The sequence below is a fragment of the Planktotalea sp. genome (assembly GCF_039984035.1).
In the GTDB taxonomy this organism is placed as follows: Bacteria; Pseudomonadota; Alphaproteobacteria; order Rhodobacterales; family Rhodobacteraceae; genus Planktotalea.
Window position 1 is genome coordinate 1 of the sequence record NZ_JBDWVM010000215.1, and the last position, 17,135, is coordinate 17,135.

General features: G+C 54.6%; 21 protein-coding genes. 16 read left to right on the top strand and 5 right to left on the bottom strand.

Annotated features, from left to right (window positions below):
• The coding region (locus ABJQ89_RS09835; protein WP_348496067.1) for a PaaX family transcriptional regulator C-terminal domain-containing protein at window positions 1–799 on the top strand (799 nt) is incomplete at its 5' end.
• On the opposite strand, the gene ABJQ89_RS09840 is transcribed toward ABJQ89_RS09835, so the two are convergent.
• From ABJQ89_RS09840 to ABJQ89_RS09850, 3 genes are read right to left on the bottom strand one after another with little or no spacing between them, the layout of a single operon-like run.
• Entirely contained in the window at window positions 779–1,657 is an 879-nt protein-coding gene (locus ABJQ89_RS09840) for an SDR family oxidoreductase (RefSeq protein WP_348496068.1), read from the bottom strand. The genes ABJQ89_RS09835 and ABJQ89_RS09840 overlap by 21 nt on opposite strands.
• 48 nt (window positions 1,658–1,705) lie before the next feature.
• Entirely contained in the window at window positions 1,706–2,452 is a 747-nt protein-coding gene (locus tag ABJQ89_RS09845) for a class II aldolase and adducin N-terminal domain-containing protein (RefSeq protein ID WP_348496069.1), read from the bottom strand.
• The gene (locus ABJQ89_RS09850) at window positions 2,449–2,892 is read right to left on the bottom strand and encodes a VOC family protein (protein WP_348496070.1); all 444 of its coding nucleotides are present in this window, start codon (window positions 2,890–2,892) and stop codon (window positions 2,449–2,451) included. The genes ABJQ89_RS09845 and ABJQ89_RS09850 overlap by 4 nt, the downstream gene beginning before the upstream one ends.
• 67 nt (window positions 2,893–2,959) lie before the next feature.
• On the opposite strand from ABJQ89_RS09850, the gene ade reads away from it, so the two are divergent.
• The 6 genes from ade (at window position 2,960) to ABJQ89_RS09880 (ending at window position 8,829) form a co-directional block, all read left to right on the top strand.
• Complete coding sequence (gene ade / locus ABJQ89_RS09855; RefSeq protein ID WP_348496071.1) at window positions 2,960–4,771, top strand: adenine deaminase; 1,812 nt, start codon at window positions 2,960–2,962, stop codon at window positions 4,769–4,771.
• 7 nt (window positions 4,772–4,778) lie between these two features.
• The gene (locus ABJQ89_RS09860) at window positions 4,779–6,251 is read left to right on the top strand and encodes an AMP nucleosidase (protein ID WP_348496072.1); all 1,473 of its coding nucleotides are present in this window, start codon (window positions 4,779–4,781) and stop codon (window positions 6,249–6,251) included.
• A gap of 132 nt (window positions 6,252–6,383) precedes the next feature.
• Complete coding sequence (locus ABJQ89_RS09865; protein ID WP_348496073.1) at window positions 6,384–6,671, top strand: HU family DNA-binding protein; 288 nt, start codon at window positions 6,384–6,386, stop codon at window positions 6,669–6,671.
• A gap of 71 nt (window positions 6,672–6,742) precedes the next feature.
• Window positions 6,743–7,618: a DMT family transporter gene (locus tag ABJQ89_RS09870; protein ID WP_348496074.1), complete on the top strand. Its 876-nt coding sequence runs from the start codon at window positions 6,743–6,745 to the stop codon at window positions 7,616–7,618.
• Between the two features lie 57 nt (window positions 7,619–7,675).
• A complete protein-coding gene (locus ABJQ89_RS09875) occupies window positions 7,676–8,389 on the top strand; it encodes a cytochrome c biogenesis CcdA family protein (RefSeq protein WP_348496075.1) in 714 nt (237 codons plus the stop codon).
• Between the two features lie 23 nt (window positions 8,390–8,412).
• Window positions 8,413–8,829: a thioredoxin family protein gene (locus ABJQ89_RS09880; protein WP_348496076.1), complete on the top strand. Its 417-nt coding sequence runs from the start codon at window positions 8,413–8,415 to the stop codon at window positions 8,827–8,829.
• Here the strand turns inward: ABJQ89_RS09880 and ABJQ89_RS09885 are convergent.
• Window positions 8,826–9,824, bottom strand: coding sequence for an asparaginase (locus ABJQ89_RS09885; RefSeq protein WP_348496077.1), 999 nt, complete (start codon window positions 9,822–9,824; stop codon window positions 8,826–8,828). The genes ABJQ89_RS09880 and ABJQ89_RS09885 overlap by 4 nt on opposite strands.
• A 171-nt stretch (window positions 9,825–9,995) precedes the next feature.
• Between ABJQ89_RS09885 and ABJQ89_RS09890 the strand changes: the two genes are divergently transcribed.
• The 4 genes from ABJQ89_RS09890 to rlmN all read left to right on the top strand — a co-directional run bounded on the left by ABJQ89_RS09890 (window position 9,996) and on the right by rlmN (window position 12,587).
• Window positions 9,996–10,523 (top strand): invasion associated locus B family protein, encoded by a 528-nt coding sequence (locus ABJQ89_RS09890; RefSeq protein ID WP_348496078.1) that lies wholly within the window; start codon window positions 9,996–9,998, stop codon window positions 10,521–10,523.
• 6 nt (window positions 10,524–10,529) lie between these two features.
• Window positions 10,530–10,940 (top strand): CopD family protein, encoded by a 411-nt coding sequence (locus tag ABJQ89_RS09895; RefSeq protein WP_348496079.1) that lies wholly within the window; start codon window positions 10,530–10,532, stop codon window positions 10,938–10,940.
• Window positions 10,941–10,950: 10 nt separating this feature from the next.
• Window positions 10,951–11,340 carry a GFA family protein gene (locus ABJQ89_RS09900; protein ID WP_348496080.1) on the top strand — a complete coding sequence of 130 codons (390 nt, stop codon included), beginning with the start codon at window positions 10,951–10,953 and terminating at the stop codon, window positions 11,338–11,340.
• 71 nt (window positions 11,341–11,411) lie between these two features.
• Complete coding sequence (gene rlmN / locus ABJQ89_RS09905; protein ID WP_348496081.1) at window positions 11,412–12,587, top strand: 23S rRNA (adenine(2503)-C(2))-methyltransferase RlmN; 1,176 nt, start codon at window positions 11,412–11,414, stop codon at window positions 12,585–12,587.
• On the opposite strand, the gene ABJQ89_RS09910 is transcribed toward rlmN, so the two are convergent.
• Window positions 12,584–13,207, bottom strand: a complete 624-nt coding sequence (locus ABJQ89_RS09910; RefSeq protein ID WP_348496082.1) for a TetR/AcrR family transcriptional regulator — start codon at window positions 13,205–13,207, stop codon at window positions 12,584–12,586. The genes rlmN and ABJQ89_RS09910 overlap by 4 nt on opposite strands.
• A 171-nt stretch (window positions 13,208–13,378) precedes the next feature.
• Here ABJQ89_RS09910 and ABJQ89_RS09915 point away from each other — a divergent pair, with 171 nt between their 5' ends.
• Genes ABJQ89_RS09915 through ABJQ89_RS09935 form a run of 5 tightly spaced genes read left to right on the top strand, consistent with a single transcriptional unit; the run spans window position 13,379 to window position 17,133 of the window.
• Window positions 13,379–14,317 (top strand): AEC family transporter, encoded by a 939-nt coding sequence (locus ABJQ89_RS09915; protein WP_348496087.1) that lies wholly within the window; start codon window positions 13,379–13,381, stop codon window positions 14,315–14,317.
• Between the two features lie 11 nt (window positions 14,318–14,328).
• A complete protein-coding gene (gene fghA, locus ABJQ89_RS09920) occupies window positions 14,329–15,159 on the top strand; it encodes an S-formylglutathione hydrolase (protein WP_348496083.1) in 831 nt (276 codons plus the stop codon).
• Complete coding sequence (locus tag ABJQ89_RS09925; protein WP_348496084.1) at window positions 15,156–15,614, top strand: YaiI/YqxD family protein; 459 nt, start codon at window positions 15,156–15,158, stop codon at window positions 15,612–15,614. The genes fghA and ABJQ89_RS09925 overlap by 4 nt, the downstream gene beginning before the upstream one ends.
• Window positions 15,611–16,231 carry an HAD family phosphatase gene (locus tag ABJQ89_RS09930; protein WP_348496085.1) on the top strand — a complete coding sequence of 207 codons (621 nt, stop codon included), beginning with the start codon at window positions 15,611–15,613 and terminating at the stop codon, window positions 16,229–16,231. The genes ABJQ89_RS09925 and ABJQ89_RS09930 overlap by 4 nt, the downstream gene beginning before the upstream one ends.
• On the top strand, window positions 16,228–17,133 hold the full coding sequence (locus ABJQ89_RS09935) for an ornithine cyclodeaminase (protein WP_348496086.1): 906 nt from the start codon (window positions 16,228–16,230) through the stop codon (window positions 17,131–17,133). The genes ABJQ89_RS09930 and ABJQ89_RS09935 overlap by 4 nt, the downstream gene beginning before the upstream one ends.
• The last annotated feature ends 2 nt before the right edge of the window (window positions 17,134–17,135 follow it).

The following is a 17,135-nucleotide window of genomic DNA, read 5'->3' on the forward strand; positions in this document are numbered from 1 at the left end:
CACTGACGCTTTCCTAGCTGCAGTTCGTCGCCTCGCAGGCGACCAGCAACCCCGTGTGTGGTCGCTGGTCGTCTCTGTTTTCGGAGATCTTGCTCCGCAAGGCGACGCGCTCTCTGGTGCAATCCTAAGTGATATTCTTTCGCCTGTTGGAATCCGCCCCGAAGCCATGCGCGTGGCTTTGCATCGTTTGCGCAATGACGGTTGGATTGACACCAGCAAACGTGGGCGCGAAGCCTTTCACGTGCTCAGCAGCGAAGGCATCAAACAAAGCGCAATCGCGAGTGGGCGCATCTATGCGTCTGTGCAAAACGCGCAAACCAAATGGCATATTCTCTGCTACCCCCCTGCCCTCGCCAGCGACGAACATGTGCGCTCTGATAGCATGGTTCAGAAAGGCTACGTTCCAATTGGGTCGGGCACCTATCTTGCCAACGGTGCAAGCACTGAGCAGGGAAGCGAGGCGCTTGTTTTGCAAGGTGAACTCGGCGCTGTTCCAGATTGGGTGCGCCAATCACTCATTTCTCATGAACTCAACACCGCGTTTGAGGACCTATTTACGACGCTGGGGAGCCTCGCCCTACAAAGTGATACGACTGCAACTCTTACAGCCGCGCAAATCGCAACGCTTCGAACTCTGATCGTGCATCGCTGGCGCAAGCTTGTGCTGAAAACCCCCAATGTACCCGACGCGCTTTTAGGCAACGACTCAAGTGTACTGACCTGTCGCGCTCAAGTGATGGACGCCCTCAGTCACCTGCCAAAACCAAAGGTTTCCGATCTATCCGGCAGCGCGCTCTGACGCGAGCAGGGCAGCAAGCCCGCTTCGGTAATCAGGATATCGCAACTTCACCCCCAGCTCATCTTTGATAAGGTTATTGCGCACGCGTTTGCTCTCCGCATAAAAGCTGCGCGCCATCGGGGTCATATCAGCCGTTTCAAAATCAACAGCGGGTGGCAAAGGTAGCTCCAAAAGCTCGGCTGCATGGGCAATCACGTCCTCAGGCGGGGCTGGATCATTGTCACACAGGTTATAAACCGCGCCGATGTTGGGTTGCGTGATCGAGGCAGCGAGCACCTGCGCTATATCTTCCACGTGAATACGGCTGAACACTTGATTCTTTTTGATGATCCGCCGTGCCGTTCCTGCACGGACCTTTGCAAAGGGGCCGCGACCAGGGCCATAAATGCCCGCAAGGCGGAAAATATGCAGCGGCAAATCTAGTATCGCTTGCCACTCAGCCTCTGCATCCACACGCATCTGCCCGCGCTTTGTGGAGGGTTTGAGCGAGCTTTCTTCATCCACCCAATCCCCCTGCGCATCGCCATAAACGCCCGTCGTCGAAAGATAACCGACCCATTCGAGATGCGGCGCGCGCGCTGCAATCTCCGTCCGAAACGCATTCAAGACAGGATCACCTTCGCTATTCGGACCTGCCGAAATCAACAGATGCGTAGCCTTTTCCAACTCACGTCGCACGTCTTCGCCCTGCAAATCTTCATTCGGCCAAATCATTGGCGTCACGCCATCGCTTTGATGCGCTTTCGCCTTGTCCTCAGACCGTGTCGTGCCTGCAATGGTGAACCCCTGCGCAAGCAAGAGCGGCGTTAACGCACGCGCAGAATAGCCGTGCCCGAAAGAGAGAAGATGTTTTGTCATGCCTCTTATCTGTCGCGCAGCACAGTCACTTGCAAGGTGCGGATTGTCCTAGCTTGAATAATTAGAACCCTCATCATCAAGGATTGCCTTGAGCTCTGCCAAATGGCGCTCATCCTGCTCTGGATATTCTTCCAATTCCTGCGCTGTCTTTTCCGCGATTTCATCGGACAAGACTCGCAAAGGCTGACCCGTTTGGAGCGCACGAATGTAGGTTTCGCAGGACCTCTCGAAATAGAACAAGCGGTTAAAGGTTTCAGCGACCGTCTTGCCAATAATCATGATGCCATGGTTGCCCATGACCATCACCTTCTTCTTTGGATCATCAAACAGCTTCGCACAGCGCTCGCCCTCTTCCTCGAACGCCAAACCACCGTAGTTTTCATCAATGACCACACGGTTAAAGAAAGTCGCGGTATTCTGATCAATCGGTGGCAACCTGCTATCAGCGAGCGACGCAAGCACTGTCGCAAAGATCGAATGCACATGCATCGCGCATCGCGCCTCAGGGCAATAACGATGCATACCACCGTGCAACCCCCACGCTGTTGGATCGGGCGCGTCTGGACCCTTCAACGTTTCGGGATCATTCGCATCAACAACGATCAGATCGGAGGCCTTCACACGACTGAAATGCACCTGATTGGGGTTCATCAAAAACCGCGTTCCATCCTCATTGATCGCAAGAGAGAAATGATTGGCCACGCCTTCGTGCATATTTAGCCGAGCGGTCCAACGAAACGCCGCGGCGAGATCGACACGTTCTTGCCAGTTATCCATGTTGGGACGAATGTTCATACTGCGGCTCTTTCTTCTGCGTTCAAAATACGGGATGGGACCCACGCATATCCGTTTTCACACAAGATATAAGCTTCGCGCAGTCCATGGGGTTTATCTGTTGGCTTTTGCAGCACATGTGCGCCTTGCGACTTGGCCTTGGCTACGGCCTCATCAGGGTCAGTCATATAAAGGCGAAATTCAGCGCCAGCACCGCGCGCGCCTGCTTCCGGTAAGAGGCTCGGCAGAGGATGGGAATGGTATGTGCCGTCACTGTGAAGCTGAAACACCTGATCGCCATATGTCATGATCGCGAAATCTGCCGTCACGCGATGCCCTTTCATACCAAAGACCGTCTTAAGGAATTCCGCCTGCGCCAGCACATCGCGCACGAGGATATTTAACCCCAGCCCTGTGAGAGATGCGCCGAAATCCTCGGCGCTCACTGTTTCGTAATCCATCCGATTTCTCCGATACACATTGCAATCAGATGCTTGAACATCAGAGGCTTGCGTGTCAACTTTGGACATGAGCGAAACGCATTTCAAAACATGGGCGCAAAGCGCGCCAAGGTTGGTCGCCGTTGCAGCAGGACGCGCAGCCGCAGACCTCGTGATCAAGGGCGGCACATGGGTCAATGTGCACACCCGCGAATGTCTCGAAAATCATGACCTCGCGATTGCGGATGGGCGCTTTGCCTATTGCGGGCCTGACGCATCCCATTGCATCGGACCTGAGACCGAAGTGATCGACGCAAACGGGCGCTACATGATCCCGGGTTTGTGTGATGGACATATGCATATCGAAAGCGGCATGCTCACCCCTGCTGAATTTTCCCGCGCTGTGATTCCGCATGGCACCACGTCGATGTTTACCGATCCGCACGAGATCGCCAATGTGCTCGGCCTTGAGGGCGTACGCATGATGCATGACGAAGCGTTGATGCAACCGATCAACGTTTTCACACAAATGCCATCCTGTGCCCCTTCCGCGCCTGGACTTGAAACAACTGGCTTTGAAATTTCTGCTGAGGACGTAGCCGAAGCCATGGCTTGGCCGGGGATCATCGGCCTAGGCGAAATGATGAATTTCCCGGGCGTCGTGAATGGCGATCCGCAAATGCTTGCTGAAATGGCCGCGACACAGAACGCGGGAAAAACCGTCGGTGGGCATTATGCATCCCCCGATTTAGGTCCAGCCTTCCACGCATATGCCGCTGGTGGCGCTGCCGATGACCACGAGGGCACCTGCGAGGCCGACGCCATCGCGCGCACGCGGCAAGGCATGCGCCACATGATGCGCCTTGGCTCTGCGTGGTATGACGTGGAAAGCCAGATCACTGCGGTCACAGAAAAGGGCCTCGATCCGCGCAATTTCATTTTGTGCACCGATGACAGCCACTCTGGCACTATCGTGAACGAGGGTCATATGAACCGCGTCGTGCGCCACGCTATTGAATGCGGCTGTGATCCCTTGATCGCGCTGCAAATGGCCACGATCAACACGGCAACGCACTTTGGGTTGGAGCGCGAACTCGGCTCCATCGCACCGGGTCGCCGCGCAGATGTAATTTTGACCTCCGATCTAAAAGCATTGCCAATCGAACATGTGATTGCACGCGGCCAAACCGTAGCGCGCATGGGAATTTGCGAGGCGGAATGCCCTCACTTCGATTGGCCGCGCCATGCACGCGGCACTGTCAACATGGGCCCCGCCAAGTCAGCCACTGACTTTGAAATCAAAGCACCCGAAGGCGCCAACACAGTGCGCGCCAATGTCATCGGCGTCGTTGAAAACCAAGCGCCGACCAAAGCGCTCAAAGCGGATTTACCAGTTACAAACGGATTGGTTGAAACCACGGATCAAAGCGACATCTTCCAAATCGCTCTCGTTGAACGCCACCGCGCGATAGGAACAGTGGTTAATGGCTTCGTTTCCGGCTTTGGTTATGAGGGACCAATGGCAATGGCCTCCACCGTCGCCCATGACAGCCACCATATGATCGTTGTCGGCACGGACCGCGCCATGATGGCAGCCGCTGCGAACCGCCTGTCAGACATTGGCGGTGGCATCACAGTTTGGAAAGACGGCGAAGAACTCGCGCTGGTCGAGCTGCCCATCGCGGGCCTGATGTCAGATCGCCCCGCGGCCGAGGTCGCGCGCAAAGCCGAAGACATGGTCAAAGCCATGCAAGACTGCGGCTGCACCTTGAACAACGCCTACATGCAACATTCACTTTTGGCTTTGGTGGTCATTCCTGAAATCAGGATTTCCGACCTCGGCCTCGTGGATGTCACGAAATTCGAATTAACGCCGCTTTTTGATAACGCGGACACTTGAGGTACCCATGACGCAAAATTCAGTAGTGACCCCGAAGGTCCACGATACGGAAAACTACCGCGACCCAAAGGCTGCGGTCGCTCAGTTGATCAAACTCTACGACACCGCGACATCATTCCTCTGCGAAAAATTCGCGGAAGCAATGGTCGAGGGACATCCGGGTCATCGCTACCGCGCGTTCTATCCAGAAATTCGCATCACGACGACGACCTTTGCGCAGGTTGATAGCCGCCTGAGCTTTGGTCACGTCTCATCCCCCGGCACACACGCGGCGACAATCACGCGCCCTGATCTTTTCCAGAAATATCTAGAGCAGCAAATCGGCCTCTTGATCGAAAACCATGACGTTTCAGTCAAGATCGGTGTGTCCGACACGCCCATCCCAGTCCACTTTGCCGTGGCAAACGATGCCAGCATTTCCGTGCCTCAAGACGGCGCAGCAGAATTCATTCTGCGCGATGTTTTTGACGTGCCAGACCTCAGCACCACAAACGATGACATCGTGAACGGCACGCATAAATTGCCTGAGGACGGAACTGAACCGTTGGCGCCTTTCACAGCTCAGCGCGTTGACTATTCACTTGCACGCCTTGCGCACTACACGGCGACGGACCCAAGCCATTTCCAGAACCACGTTCTCTTCACAAACTACCAATTCTACGTTTCCGAATTCGAGGCCTATGCACGCGCACAAATGGCCGATCCAAAGAGCGGCTACACAAGTTTTGTGAGCACCGGAAACGTCGAAATCACTGATCCAACAGAGGTGATTGAACCCACGCTCAAAACGCCGCAAATGCCAACCTATCACCTCAAGAAAGAGGACGGCAGCGGCATCACATTGGTCAACATCGGTGTCGGCCCCTCCAACGCCAAAACCGCCACTGATCACGTTGCTGTTCTGCGCCCCCATGCTTGGCTTATGGTTGGGCATTGTGCAGGCCTTCGCAACTCGCAAAGCTTGGGTGATTTTGTCCTTGCCCACGCGTACTTACGCGAGGACCGCGTGCTTGATGATGACCTGCCCGTTTGGGTGCCAATTCCAGCCCTTGCCGAGATGCAAATCGCGCTGGAAGAAGCCGTCGCAGACGTCACAAAGCTCAAAGGGTATGACCTAAAACGCATCATGCGCACAGGTACAGTTGCCTCGGTCGACAACCGCAATTGGGAACTGCGCGATCAAGACGGCCCCGTGCAGCGCCTGTCCCAATCTCGTGCGGTCGCGCTTGATATGGAAAGCGCAACAATCGCCGCAAATGGTTTCCGCTTCCGCATCCCTTACGGCACGCTTTTGTGCGTCTCTGACAAACCTTTGCACGGTGAATTGAAGCTGCCGGGCATGGCATCTGACTTTTACACAACACAGGTTGCACGCCATTTGATGATCGGTATTAAGGCGATGGAGACTCTCAGCGGTATGCCGCTTGAGCGCATCCAAAGTCGGAAATTACGCTCATTTCACGAAACAGCCTTCCTTTGACTCGGCGGAAACTTGCAAAAACGCCTATTTTTCGCACTTTTTTGCACCACAATCCGTTGTGCTAAGGGTCAAGATGACGTTAGATGCATCCTCAGAGGCCCAATATACGGGCAGTAAAGGGAGACCATGAACATGGCAAAACCAATGACAAAAACTCAACTGGTCGCTGCACTGGCTGAAGAAATGGGCGCTGACAAGAAAGCTGCAGGCGCAGCACTAGATTCAGTATGCGCACTGATCACACGTGAAGTATCCGGCGGCGGCGCTGTGACACTTCCTGGCGTTGGCAAAATCTACTGCCGTGAGCGTCCAGAGCGTATGGTTCGCAACCCAGCAACGGGTGAGCAAATCAAAAAAGAAGCAGACAAGGTTGTTAAAATGACAATCGCCAAAGCGTTGAAAGACAGCGTTAACGGCTAACTCTGTTTCAGAGATGATTTACGAAAAGGGTCGCTCAATCGGGTGACCCTTTTTTAATTTGGGAAAACGCCTTGGATATACGTGCATTATTGATGGGTTTGGCTTTTGCCTTGATGTGGTCAAGCGCCTTCACCTCTGCCCGCATAATCGTGCAAGATGCACCGCCAATTGCCGCCCTCAGCTTGCGGTTTTTTGTGTCTGGCGTTGTAGGCGTTTTGATCGCAAAAGCGCTTGGTCAAAACTGGCATTTGACGCGCGCGCAATGGATCACCGTCTTCGTCTTTGGCCTGTGCCAAAATGCGCTCTATCTCGGTCTGAATTTCTACGCGATGCAAACGATCGAAGCTTCGCTCGCCTCTATCATCGCATCGGCTATGCCGTTGATGGTTGCAGGTGCCGGTTGGCTGTTCCTAAAGGAGCGTTTGCCCCTGCAAGGGGTCATCGGCCTGGTGATGGGAATCGTAGGTGTCTTCTTGATCATGGGCGCGCGCTTTAGCGGCAATGCTGATCTGCTTGGCATGGGACTTTGCATCATTGGCGCACTCGCATTGAGCGTCGCTACGCTCGCAATGCGCGGTGTTTCTTCAAGCGGCAATTTGTTGATGATCGTCGGCCTGCAAATGTTTGTCGGCGCCTTCGTGCTCGCCATTGTGTCGGCCTTTACCGAGACGCTCACTTACAGCCCATCAACCAAACTGACGGTCGCTTTCCTCTACACAACGCTTGTACCGGGCGTCCTTGCGACTTTCGTCTGGTTTAGCCTCGTAGAACGGATTGGTGCAGTACGTGCATCAACCTTCCACTTCCTCAACCCCTTCTTTGGTGTTGCGATCGCCGCGCTCCTTTTGGGCGAAGCCATCGGCGCAATGGACATCGTGGGCGTCGTCATCATCACCGTGGGGATTTTGCTGGTTCAATTGTCCAAACAGAAACCCACAAAAAATTGAACACCTGAACAGAGCTGAGGGCTTACGAGACAGGCTCTAATATTCTAATCCCTGCATATGGAATTAATATTTGCATATGGCGCGGGCTTGCTGACGCTGATTAACCCTTGCGTCTTGCCAGTCCTGCCAATCGTCTTGGCGACTGCGCTTCAAGCAAGCCGTTGGGGGCCTTTGGCCCTCGCTGCAGGGATGAGCCTGTCATTCGTCGTGCTCGGCGTTGCCGTGTCCGCCTTTGGGCGCGCTGTGGGCCTTACGGCCGATGACATCGCCCAAGCTGGTGCTGTTTTGATGATCCTCTTCGGAATTGTCCTGCTGGTGCCACAAGCCTCTGCGCTGTTTTCAACAGCCACTGCTGGTGTGGCAGCCCGCGCGGATAGCGGCCTTGATGATATCAATCGTAGTTCACTCTCCGGACAATTCGTTGGCGGTATGCTTCTCGGCGCAGTCTGGTCGCCCTGTGTCGGCCCAACCTTAGGCGGCGCAATCTCCCTAGCCAGCCAAGGCGAAAGCCTGCTCCGCGCAACTGCAATCATGCTTTTCTTCGCGCTCGGCATTTCCACAATTATCGTCGTGCTCGGATATGGCGCACGATCAGCCCTTCAAAAGCGACAGGCCGCAATGCGCCGTTTCGCAACCGCCGCGCGCCCGGCTCTTGGCGCGGTATTCATTGCTGTCGGTTTAATGCTGTTCTTCAAGTGGCATTACGTTATTGAGGGCTGGCTACTGAATATTATGCCAATTTGGCTGCAAGATTTATCAGTCATCATTTAGTTTTTTGAATAGGTGTTAACACGATGGACCGTAGAACCTTTTTCCTGACAAGCGCTGCATCCCTTGGCTTAACATCAACGCCCATCCTCGCAAGCCCACTGACCTACACACCGAACCTGCACCGAGAGCATCTCAACAACGGAGAAACCGTGATCCTGTTCTTCAAGGCAAGCTGGTCAGGCACCTGTGCAGCCCAAGAAGAAGTCCTTGAGACGCTCAAATCCCAAGACCCGAGCTACGAGCAGAATATCACCTTCATCGACATTGACTGGGACACCTACGGCCCCTCTGTCATGGCGGATCGGATGAAAATCACGCGCCGCTCCACCCTTGTTGTCCTAAAGGGTAAACGCGAGATTACCCGCCTCGTGGCGGATACATCCGAGCGAAACATCAAAAAGCTCTTAGACAGCGCGCTGAATGCGGCAAGAAACGGCTAGGCAGAAAGACCTGCTGCCGAGCGAATGTACCCCGTATGAACACCGCGCCAATTGGTGATCGGCGCATTCATGCGCTTCAGCGTCGCTGGATGCTGTGCATCCAAAACGCCCAAACGCACGAGCAAAGCCGCAATCGCACATTCTGCGCCGCGCGTGGCACCGTCCATAACCTTTAGTGCGATGCCAAGCTGCTGTTCGGGCAGGATCGCAACATAAAAGGCTTCAGCGCCTGTTTTAATGGCAACCCGCCCGCCCATCGCGCGCATCAATTCGGTGCAGGCTCTGGTCTCACCCGCGACCAACTCAGGATGAAGTGCCATCGCTTCCGTCAATCGCGCGGCCGCGGAACTGACCGTATCAGACCGCGTATGCGCCGATGCAAAGAACCCCATCGCCCGTGCCATTCCATGAAGCGTCGTCGCATGATTAGGGGCAGAGCACCCATCAATGCCAAATCCGGGCGAAGTCACCATGGTGGTTTCTTCGAACGCATCGAGACAAGCCTTTTGCAGCTCATGGGCAGGATCAATATACTCAGGCCCAGCGCCCAAGTGCTTGTTAAGCGTCAGAAAGCCAGCATGTTTACCCGAACAATTGTTGTGAATCTGGCAGGGGCTTTTGTCGGTCTTGATAAGATTCGTCTTAGCCGGTTCATCATTGGGCATTTGCGGACCGCAGCGCAGATCACCCTCAGAAAGCTCCAAGTCATCCAACCAACGCGAAACACGGTCCGTATGAATGGCAGCCCCATCATGCGAGGCACAGGCCAGCGACAATTGTTCTGTGCTCAAACCGGCCAAATCCGCTGCGCCAGAAGTGATCAAAGGCAACGCTTGTATCATCTTTGAGGACGAGCGCGGCAGCACGATTTCCTCCGCATTCCCCCACGCTTCTACAATTTGCCCAGCGCCATCACAGATCACCGCATGGCCCATATGAACACTCTCAAGGAATTCGCCGCGCCAGATCTCGGCCAAGGGGGCTGGTGCAGACATGTTTCATTCCTTATTATGAGCGGCGAAAAAGTGCCAAGTGTGCATTCACCTGTGGTGGATTTCAGGCTAATGTGCTTTTGTCGAGAAGAAAATACATCGCAGAGAACCGTCGGCTACAGGCGCGCGTTGTACTTTAATATTGAGGCTTCGGACAGCTTGGAGGCTGGACAGATGAATTCATGGATTAAGCGCACCGGATTGGCAGCGGCGATGGCCCTTGCAGCGAGCGGCGCATTTGCTCAATCACAAAGCACAAACCGTGTGGGCGCAAATACAGACTGGAGCGTTTTCGTCGAAGACAATCCAAAGGAATGCTGGAGCGTTTCTTCGCCCAAAGAAACCGTCAACACTCGCGGTGGACGCGTTGTTGCGGTGAAACGGGGTGATATTCTGCTCTTTGTCTTTAACCGTCCCGGATCTGGTGTTTCAGGTCAGCTGACCTTTACAGGCGGTTATCCATTTGCCAGCGGCTCTACAGTGAACATGAACATCGGTGGGACGCAGTTCGAACTGTTCACGGATGGAGAATGGGCATGGCCTGCGTCACCTGCAGATGACGCCAAAATCATCACCGCAATGAAACGTGGCAGCAGCGCTGTTCTGACTGCACGCTCTGGCCGCGGCACAGAAACCAAAGATACCTTCTCTCTGCTGGGCTTCACCGCCTCTGTCGAAGACGCAGAGAAGCGCTGCCAGTAAACGGCAATGGAATGGGTCAAGATCATCCACTTGCTCTGTATCATGGGGTGGATGACATCTATCTTCGCAGTGCCGCGCGCATTGATTTACTGGAAACGTGAATACGAGCGGCTTGGCGAAAACGGCCCGCTGGGTGATCTCACATTTCGGCTCTATCGCTTTTCGAATATGCTCAGTGTGATTGGCGTTCTGGCCGGTCTTTGGCTTGCATGGGATTGGGGTTTTCCCACATGGAGCCTGATCAAGCTCGCAATCGTTGCAGGGCTAATTGTTCAATATGAATACACAGGGCGTATGGTAAAACGCGCACAGCAAGGCATCTTTAAGGAAAGCGATTTCTTCCTGCGCGTCTACAACGAATCCAGCGTATTCGTTGTGATTGCCATACTTTGGCTCGTGGTAAGCAAACCCTTCTAGGAGCAATCTGATGGCCGACACTGTTTTGAAAGGTCACTGCCTCTGCGGCGCTTGCACCTTCGAACTCATTGGTCCTCACAACTTCATCGGACATTGTCACTGCGAAAGCTGCCGCCGTGCGACGGCCTCCCCGTTCACGACATGGATAGGTCAGCAAAACGGCCGTTGGGCATGGACCGGAACGGCCCCAGTGCCTTTCGAAAGCAGTGCAGGAAATGAACGAGGGTTTTGCAGCACTTGCGGCTCGCCCATGTACTTTCGCACGGATCGGTTCCCGAATGAGGTGCACTTTTACGCCGCGCTTTTGGATGATCCCAACACCGTCACCCCAGAGGCGCAGTATCACGCGGATGAGATACTGGATTGGACACACAGCGCGCTCGATCAACCTAAAAGCTGACTAACGTCACCTTTTGCATTGTCGTTGATCTAGTGTATAGCGCGGCAACACCTCAAAAAGGCGACTCTCCCATGACGGCCACTGCTCCGATCACACAAGACGTTATGACAATCCCCCGTAAGGCTGCAGAAGGCCCAACCAATCTTGTCGGATTGACTCGTCCCGCCATGCGCGATGCGCTGATCGAAATCGGTACACCCGAGAAACAAGCCAAAATGCGCGTTGGTCAGATTTGGCAATGGATTTACCAATGGGGTAAACGCGATTTTGAAGAGATGACCAACCTCTCCAAAGCGTTCCGCGCGCAATTGGCAGAGCACTTTGTGATCGAGGTTCCCGAAGTCGTAACGCGCCAAATTTCCGAAGATGGCACGCGCAAATATCTGGTGAAAATCGCAGGCGGTCACGAAGTCGAAATCGTCTACATCCCTGAAACGGATCGCGGCACGCTTTGTGTGTCTTCGCAAGTGGGTTGCACCCTCACCTGTTCCTTCTGCCACACAGGCACACAGAAACTGGTACGCAATCTGACCGCCGGCGAAATCATCGGCCAAGTCATGGTTGCACGTGATGATCTGGATGAATGGCCCGAACAAGGCACGCGCACCGATGCGCCGCGCCTTCTCAGCAACATCGTTCTGATGGGCATGGGCGAACCGCTTTATAACTTTGAAAACGTGCGCGACGCTATGAACATAGCGATGGATCCAGAGGGCATTCAACTGTCCCGCCGCCGCATTACGCTATCGACCTCGGGCGTTGTGCCAGAGATCGCGCGCACGGCGCAAGAAATCGGCTGCCAACTGGCAATCAGCTTCCACGCGACCACAGATGAGGTGCGCGACAAGCTGGTGCCGATCAACAAACGCTGGAACATCGAAGAACTGGTTGAGGCCCTGCGCGCTTATCCTAAAGTCTCCAATTCCGAACGCATCACGTTCGAGTACGTCATGCTCGATGGGATCAACGACAGCGACGAAGACGCGCATCGTTTGGTCAAACTCATCAAGGGCATTCCCGCCAAGATCAACCTGATCCCCTTCAACGAATGGCCTGGCGCGCCGTACAAGCGTTCCTCCAACAACCGCATCCATCGCTTTGCGGACATTATCCACCGCGCCGGATATTCGTCGCCGATCCGCAAACCGCGCGGCGAAGATATCATGGCGGCCTGTGGCCAGCTCAAATCAGCGACAGAGCGCGCGCGCAAATCCCGCAAACAAATTCAGGCTGAAGCTGGGCTTTAAACCTTAGCACCGTAACGCGCGAGGAACGTCTCAACGGCGCCTTCTATCAGGCGATCAATCTCGGCTTGCGTAAACTTTGATTGCACTTGGAACAGTAGTTTCGGGAAAACCTCGGCTTTGCAGAGCTCAGAGAATTGATCGATGGCGAGCGTGACATCCGGCACCACCAGTTCACCGCGCTCAATCGCTGCTTCAAAATAGGGCGTCATCTTCACACGAACCATCATCGGACCACTGTCGTAGAAAGCCTGCCCAAGTTCGGGAAAACGTTCGGTGGCAAGGATACTCATGCGCAGCATACGTTGTCCGAATTCGGATGTCATAAAGCCAAGCATATGACGCGCCGCTTCTGTCAAAACCACCATCGGCGGTGCACTCTCGTCAATGTACTGCATCGCCAGATCAGCTTGAGATTTGCACTCTGTTTCCATCACGACCAAGAAAAGATGCTCTTTATCGGGAAAGTAGCTGTAGACTGTCGCCTTGGAAACGCCGCTCACTTTGGCCACATGGTCCATATTGGCCGCATCGAAACCTTCCGCGAGAAACACTTCACGCGCGCCTTGCAGAACTTGATCAAATTTGCGGCCCTTACGGATCACAGAGCTCTGCACATTCATGAGTCTCTCCCAACATCAGAGCAAACTACAGGTTTTGCATGCCTCTAAGCAAGTCATCTTGCAGATGCGTCACCTAGTTTTGATAACCTCACGCTTTTTGCGCCTCGCTTAGGTGTAAATCAACGGGCTAGCACCTTGCCCCGTTCAAACGTGCAAGTTACTGCTAAGGCAATGCTGGATATTTTCCTACAAACACTGCCTTTCTTTGCAATCATTGGTCTGGGCTACGGCGCGGGGCGCACAGGTGCGTTCACACCTGAGGCAACGGCATATCTAACAAAATTCGTGTTCTACTTCGCGCTTTCCGCGATGTTGTTTCGTTTTTCGGCGAACTTGTCGCTGGGCGAAGTCTGGAACGGTCGCCTCGTCGTTGCCTACCTTTGGGGCACGGCTTTTGTTTACGGGATCGCAACGATCGTTGCGCTGCTTCGTGGTCAAGGCATGCGCCGAACAGCGGTCGAAGCGCAATGCGCCGTTATCGGCAACGCCGGTTTCCTCGGTGTGCCGATGTTGGTACTGCTCTTGGGGCAAGCTGCGATTGGCCCCGTGATGCTGGTACTCGCCGTTGATCTCATCGTCTTTTCCAGCTTGATCGTCATCTTGATGTCCATCGCAAACGAAGGGCGCCTTGATCTATCAATCTTCAAAACAATTGGTCTGGGCCTGCTCAAAAACCCGATGATCGTGTCGATCTCACTTGGTTTTGCATGGTCCGCAACTGGCGCGCCACTGCCAACCCCCGTGAATGCGTTCGTCACGCTCTTGGGCGATGCAGCAACGCCCGGTGCCTTGTTTGCTATTGGCGCATCCCTAGCCAGCAAATCGACTGAGCGGATTGAAGTCGCCGTGTGGCTCTCTTTCTGCAAACTCATCCTACATCCCATTTTCGTAGCAATTGCAGCGATTTGGGTCTTCCCGCTGGATCGCTATTCCGCCGGTGTGGTTATCGCCGCTGCGGCGCTTCCCGTGGCCGGTAATGTGTACATGTTAGCCCAACACTACGGCGTGGCGCCGCAACGCGTCTCTGCCGCAATTCTTGTCTCAACCGCAATCAGCATACTCACCGTTTCACTGGTGATTGGCTGGGTCAGCGGTTTTCAACTGTCTTAAGGAAATCAACCATGACACCCGTATCAGAAAATGCCTGTTTCGGCGGCACCCAAGGCGTTTACACCCACACGTCCGAGGTCTGCGGCACCGACATGACCTTCGGTCTTTTCATGCCAGCAGAGGCCGAGCATGGCCCCGTGCCAATCCTTTGGTTCCTGTCAGGCCTGACCTGCACCCATGAAAACGCCATGGTCAAAGCAGGCGCGCAGAATTGGGCAGCCGAACAAGGCATCGCCGTCGTCTTCCCCGACACATCCCCACGCGGCGAAGGCGTTGCAAATGACGATGCCTACGACCTTGGCCAAGGCGCTGGGTTTTACGTGGACGCCACTCAATCCCCGTGGTCCCCACATTTCAAAATGTGGAGCTATATCGCCGATGAGCTCCCCGCGCTGATCGAGGACCAGTTTGAAGTCGACATGGAACGCCAAGCCATCACAGGTCATTCCATGGGTGGTCACGGCGCCCTGACCTTAGCGATGAACCTAGAGGGGCGTTTCCGCTCTGTGTCCGCCTTTGCACCTATCTGCAAACCAACCGCCTCTGATTGGGGCCGCAAGCAACTCGCGGCCTATCTGGGCGATGACGAAAGCACATGGTCCAAACATGATGCCGCGCTGCTGATGCAGGAAAAAGGGTTCGACGGACCAATGCTGATCGACACAGGCACCAACGATCAATTCCTCGATCTACTACGTCCCGAAACGCTTGCCGAGGCCGCAGTCAAACGCCGCCAAGAGGCGATCATCCGTATGCAGCCGGGCTACGATCACAGTTACTTCTTCATCTCGACGTTTATGGAGGATCACATGACCTTCCACGCAGAAGCGCTCTATGCATGAGCGTTTACATTGACGCAGACGCCTGTCCCGTAAAAGCAGAAGCAGAAAAGGTCGCAACCCGCCATGGGGTGACGATGTATGTCGTCTCCAATGGCGGCTTGCGCCCTTCGCAAAACCCATTGGTCGAGAACATCATCGTTGATGCAGGACCAGACGTGGCCGACATGTGGATCGCGGATCGCTGCGGGCCAAGCGACGTTGTGGTCACGGGCGATATTCCCTTGGCGGCCAAATGCGTTGAAGCGGGCGCAGAGGTGCTGCGCCACAATGGTGAGCGGTTCACGGCCGCAAACATCGGCCAACAACTCGCGATGCGCGATTTAATGGCAGACCTGCGCGCAGCGAACCCACTCGGCGCAGGTGGCGGCGGAAAACCCTTTTCCAAGGCCGATAAATCACGTTTCTTGGATGCGATGGAACGCGCCCTGCGTTCGGTAAAAGGAAGATCAGAATGAGTATCGAAGCAGTCATATTCGACATCGGCAATGTTCTGATCGAATGGCAACCAGAGCGCTATTATGACAGCGTCGTGGGCGAAGACCGTCGTCACAGGGTCTTTGACAGTGTCGATCTGCACGCGATGAACGATCGCATTGATCGGGGCGAGAACTTTCGCGACGTGGTCTATGAAACCGCCGATCTACATCCAGAAATCCGCGATGACATTCGCATTTGGCATGACAGTTGGCTCAAGATGGCCAGTCCTGCCATTCCCCATTCCGTCCGCCTGATGCGTGCCTTGCAAGCCAAGGATATTCCTGTGTTCGCCCTGACCAACTTTGGCGTCGAAACCTTTGCATTGGCCCAGACCGAATACGATTTCCTCAATGAATTTAACCGCGCCTACGTCTCTGGCCACATGAAGGTCATCAAACCAGACGCGGACATCTATGCCCAGCTTGAGGCCGATTGCGGCATTGCGCCGGATCGCTTGCTGTTCGCCGATGATCGCATGGACAATATCGAGGCCGCAGCGGCGCGCGGCTGGAAGACCCATCTGTTCGAAGGGCCAAGCGGTTGGGCCAAGCGATTGGTGACTGAGAGACTGCTAAGCGAGGAAGAGGCGACATGAGCATTCAAATCGGTTTTGACGATGGCGAAAAGGGTCTTGATTGGATCGGGCTGACGCAAGCGATTGAACACGGTCACACCCTGCCCAAAGCCGAGATAGCAGATACGTTCCTATATCGCGGGAAAGATACGCTGCTGAACCGCTCCGCTTGGATCGATGGGCTGGGCATAGCAGTAAAATGCGCCACGATTTTTCCAAACAACCCAAGTAACAATATCCCAATGGTGAATGGCGCAGTATCGCTGTTTGATGATGCCAATGGACAGTTAGAAGCGATCATTGATTTCCATCTGATCACCAAATGGAAAACAGCAGGCGATAGCTTGCTTGGAGCTTTGCGGTTGGCGCGCAAAGACAGTCGTAAAGTTTTGATCATCGGATCAGGCACCGTCGCGCGCAGCCTGCATGACGCCTATAGCGCCGGTTTTGAAAATGCTGAATTCAGCGTCTGGAGTCGCACGCGCGCGAACGCTGAAGATTTTGCCCAACAGCGCGCCGCAACGGTCGTGGATGATCTTGCAAGCGCTGTTCAGCAGGCGGACATCATCACTTGCGCCACAATGAGCACAGATCCCGTACTGCGCGGTGAATGGCTGCAAGCGGGCCAGCATGTGGATTTAATCGGCGCGTATCGTCCAGACATGCGCGAAGCGGACGATGAGGCCCTTCAGCGTACGCGCATCTTTGTCGATAGTTTCGATACAACGATTGACCATATCGGAGAATTAAAAGCGCCGCTCGCAAGCGGTGCAATTGGGCGCGACGATGTGCTTGGGGATTTCTATGGGATCGATACGTTAGAGCGCCGCTCTGATGACGAGATCACCTTGTTCAAGAACGGCGGCGGTGCGCATTTGGATTTGATGGTAAGCCGTTACGTGCTGAATCGCTACAAGGGCTAAGG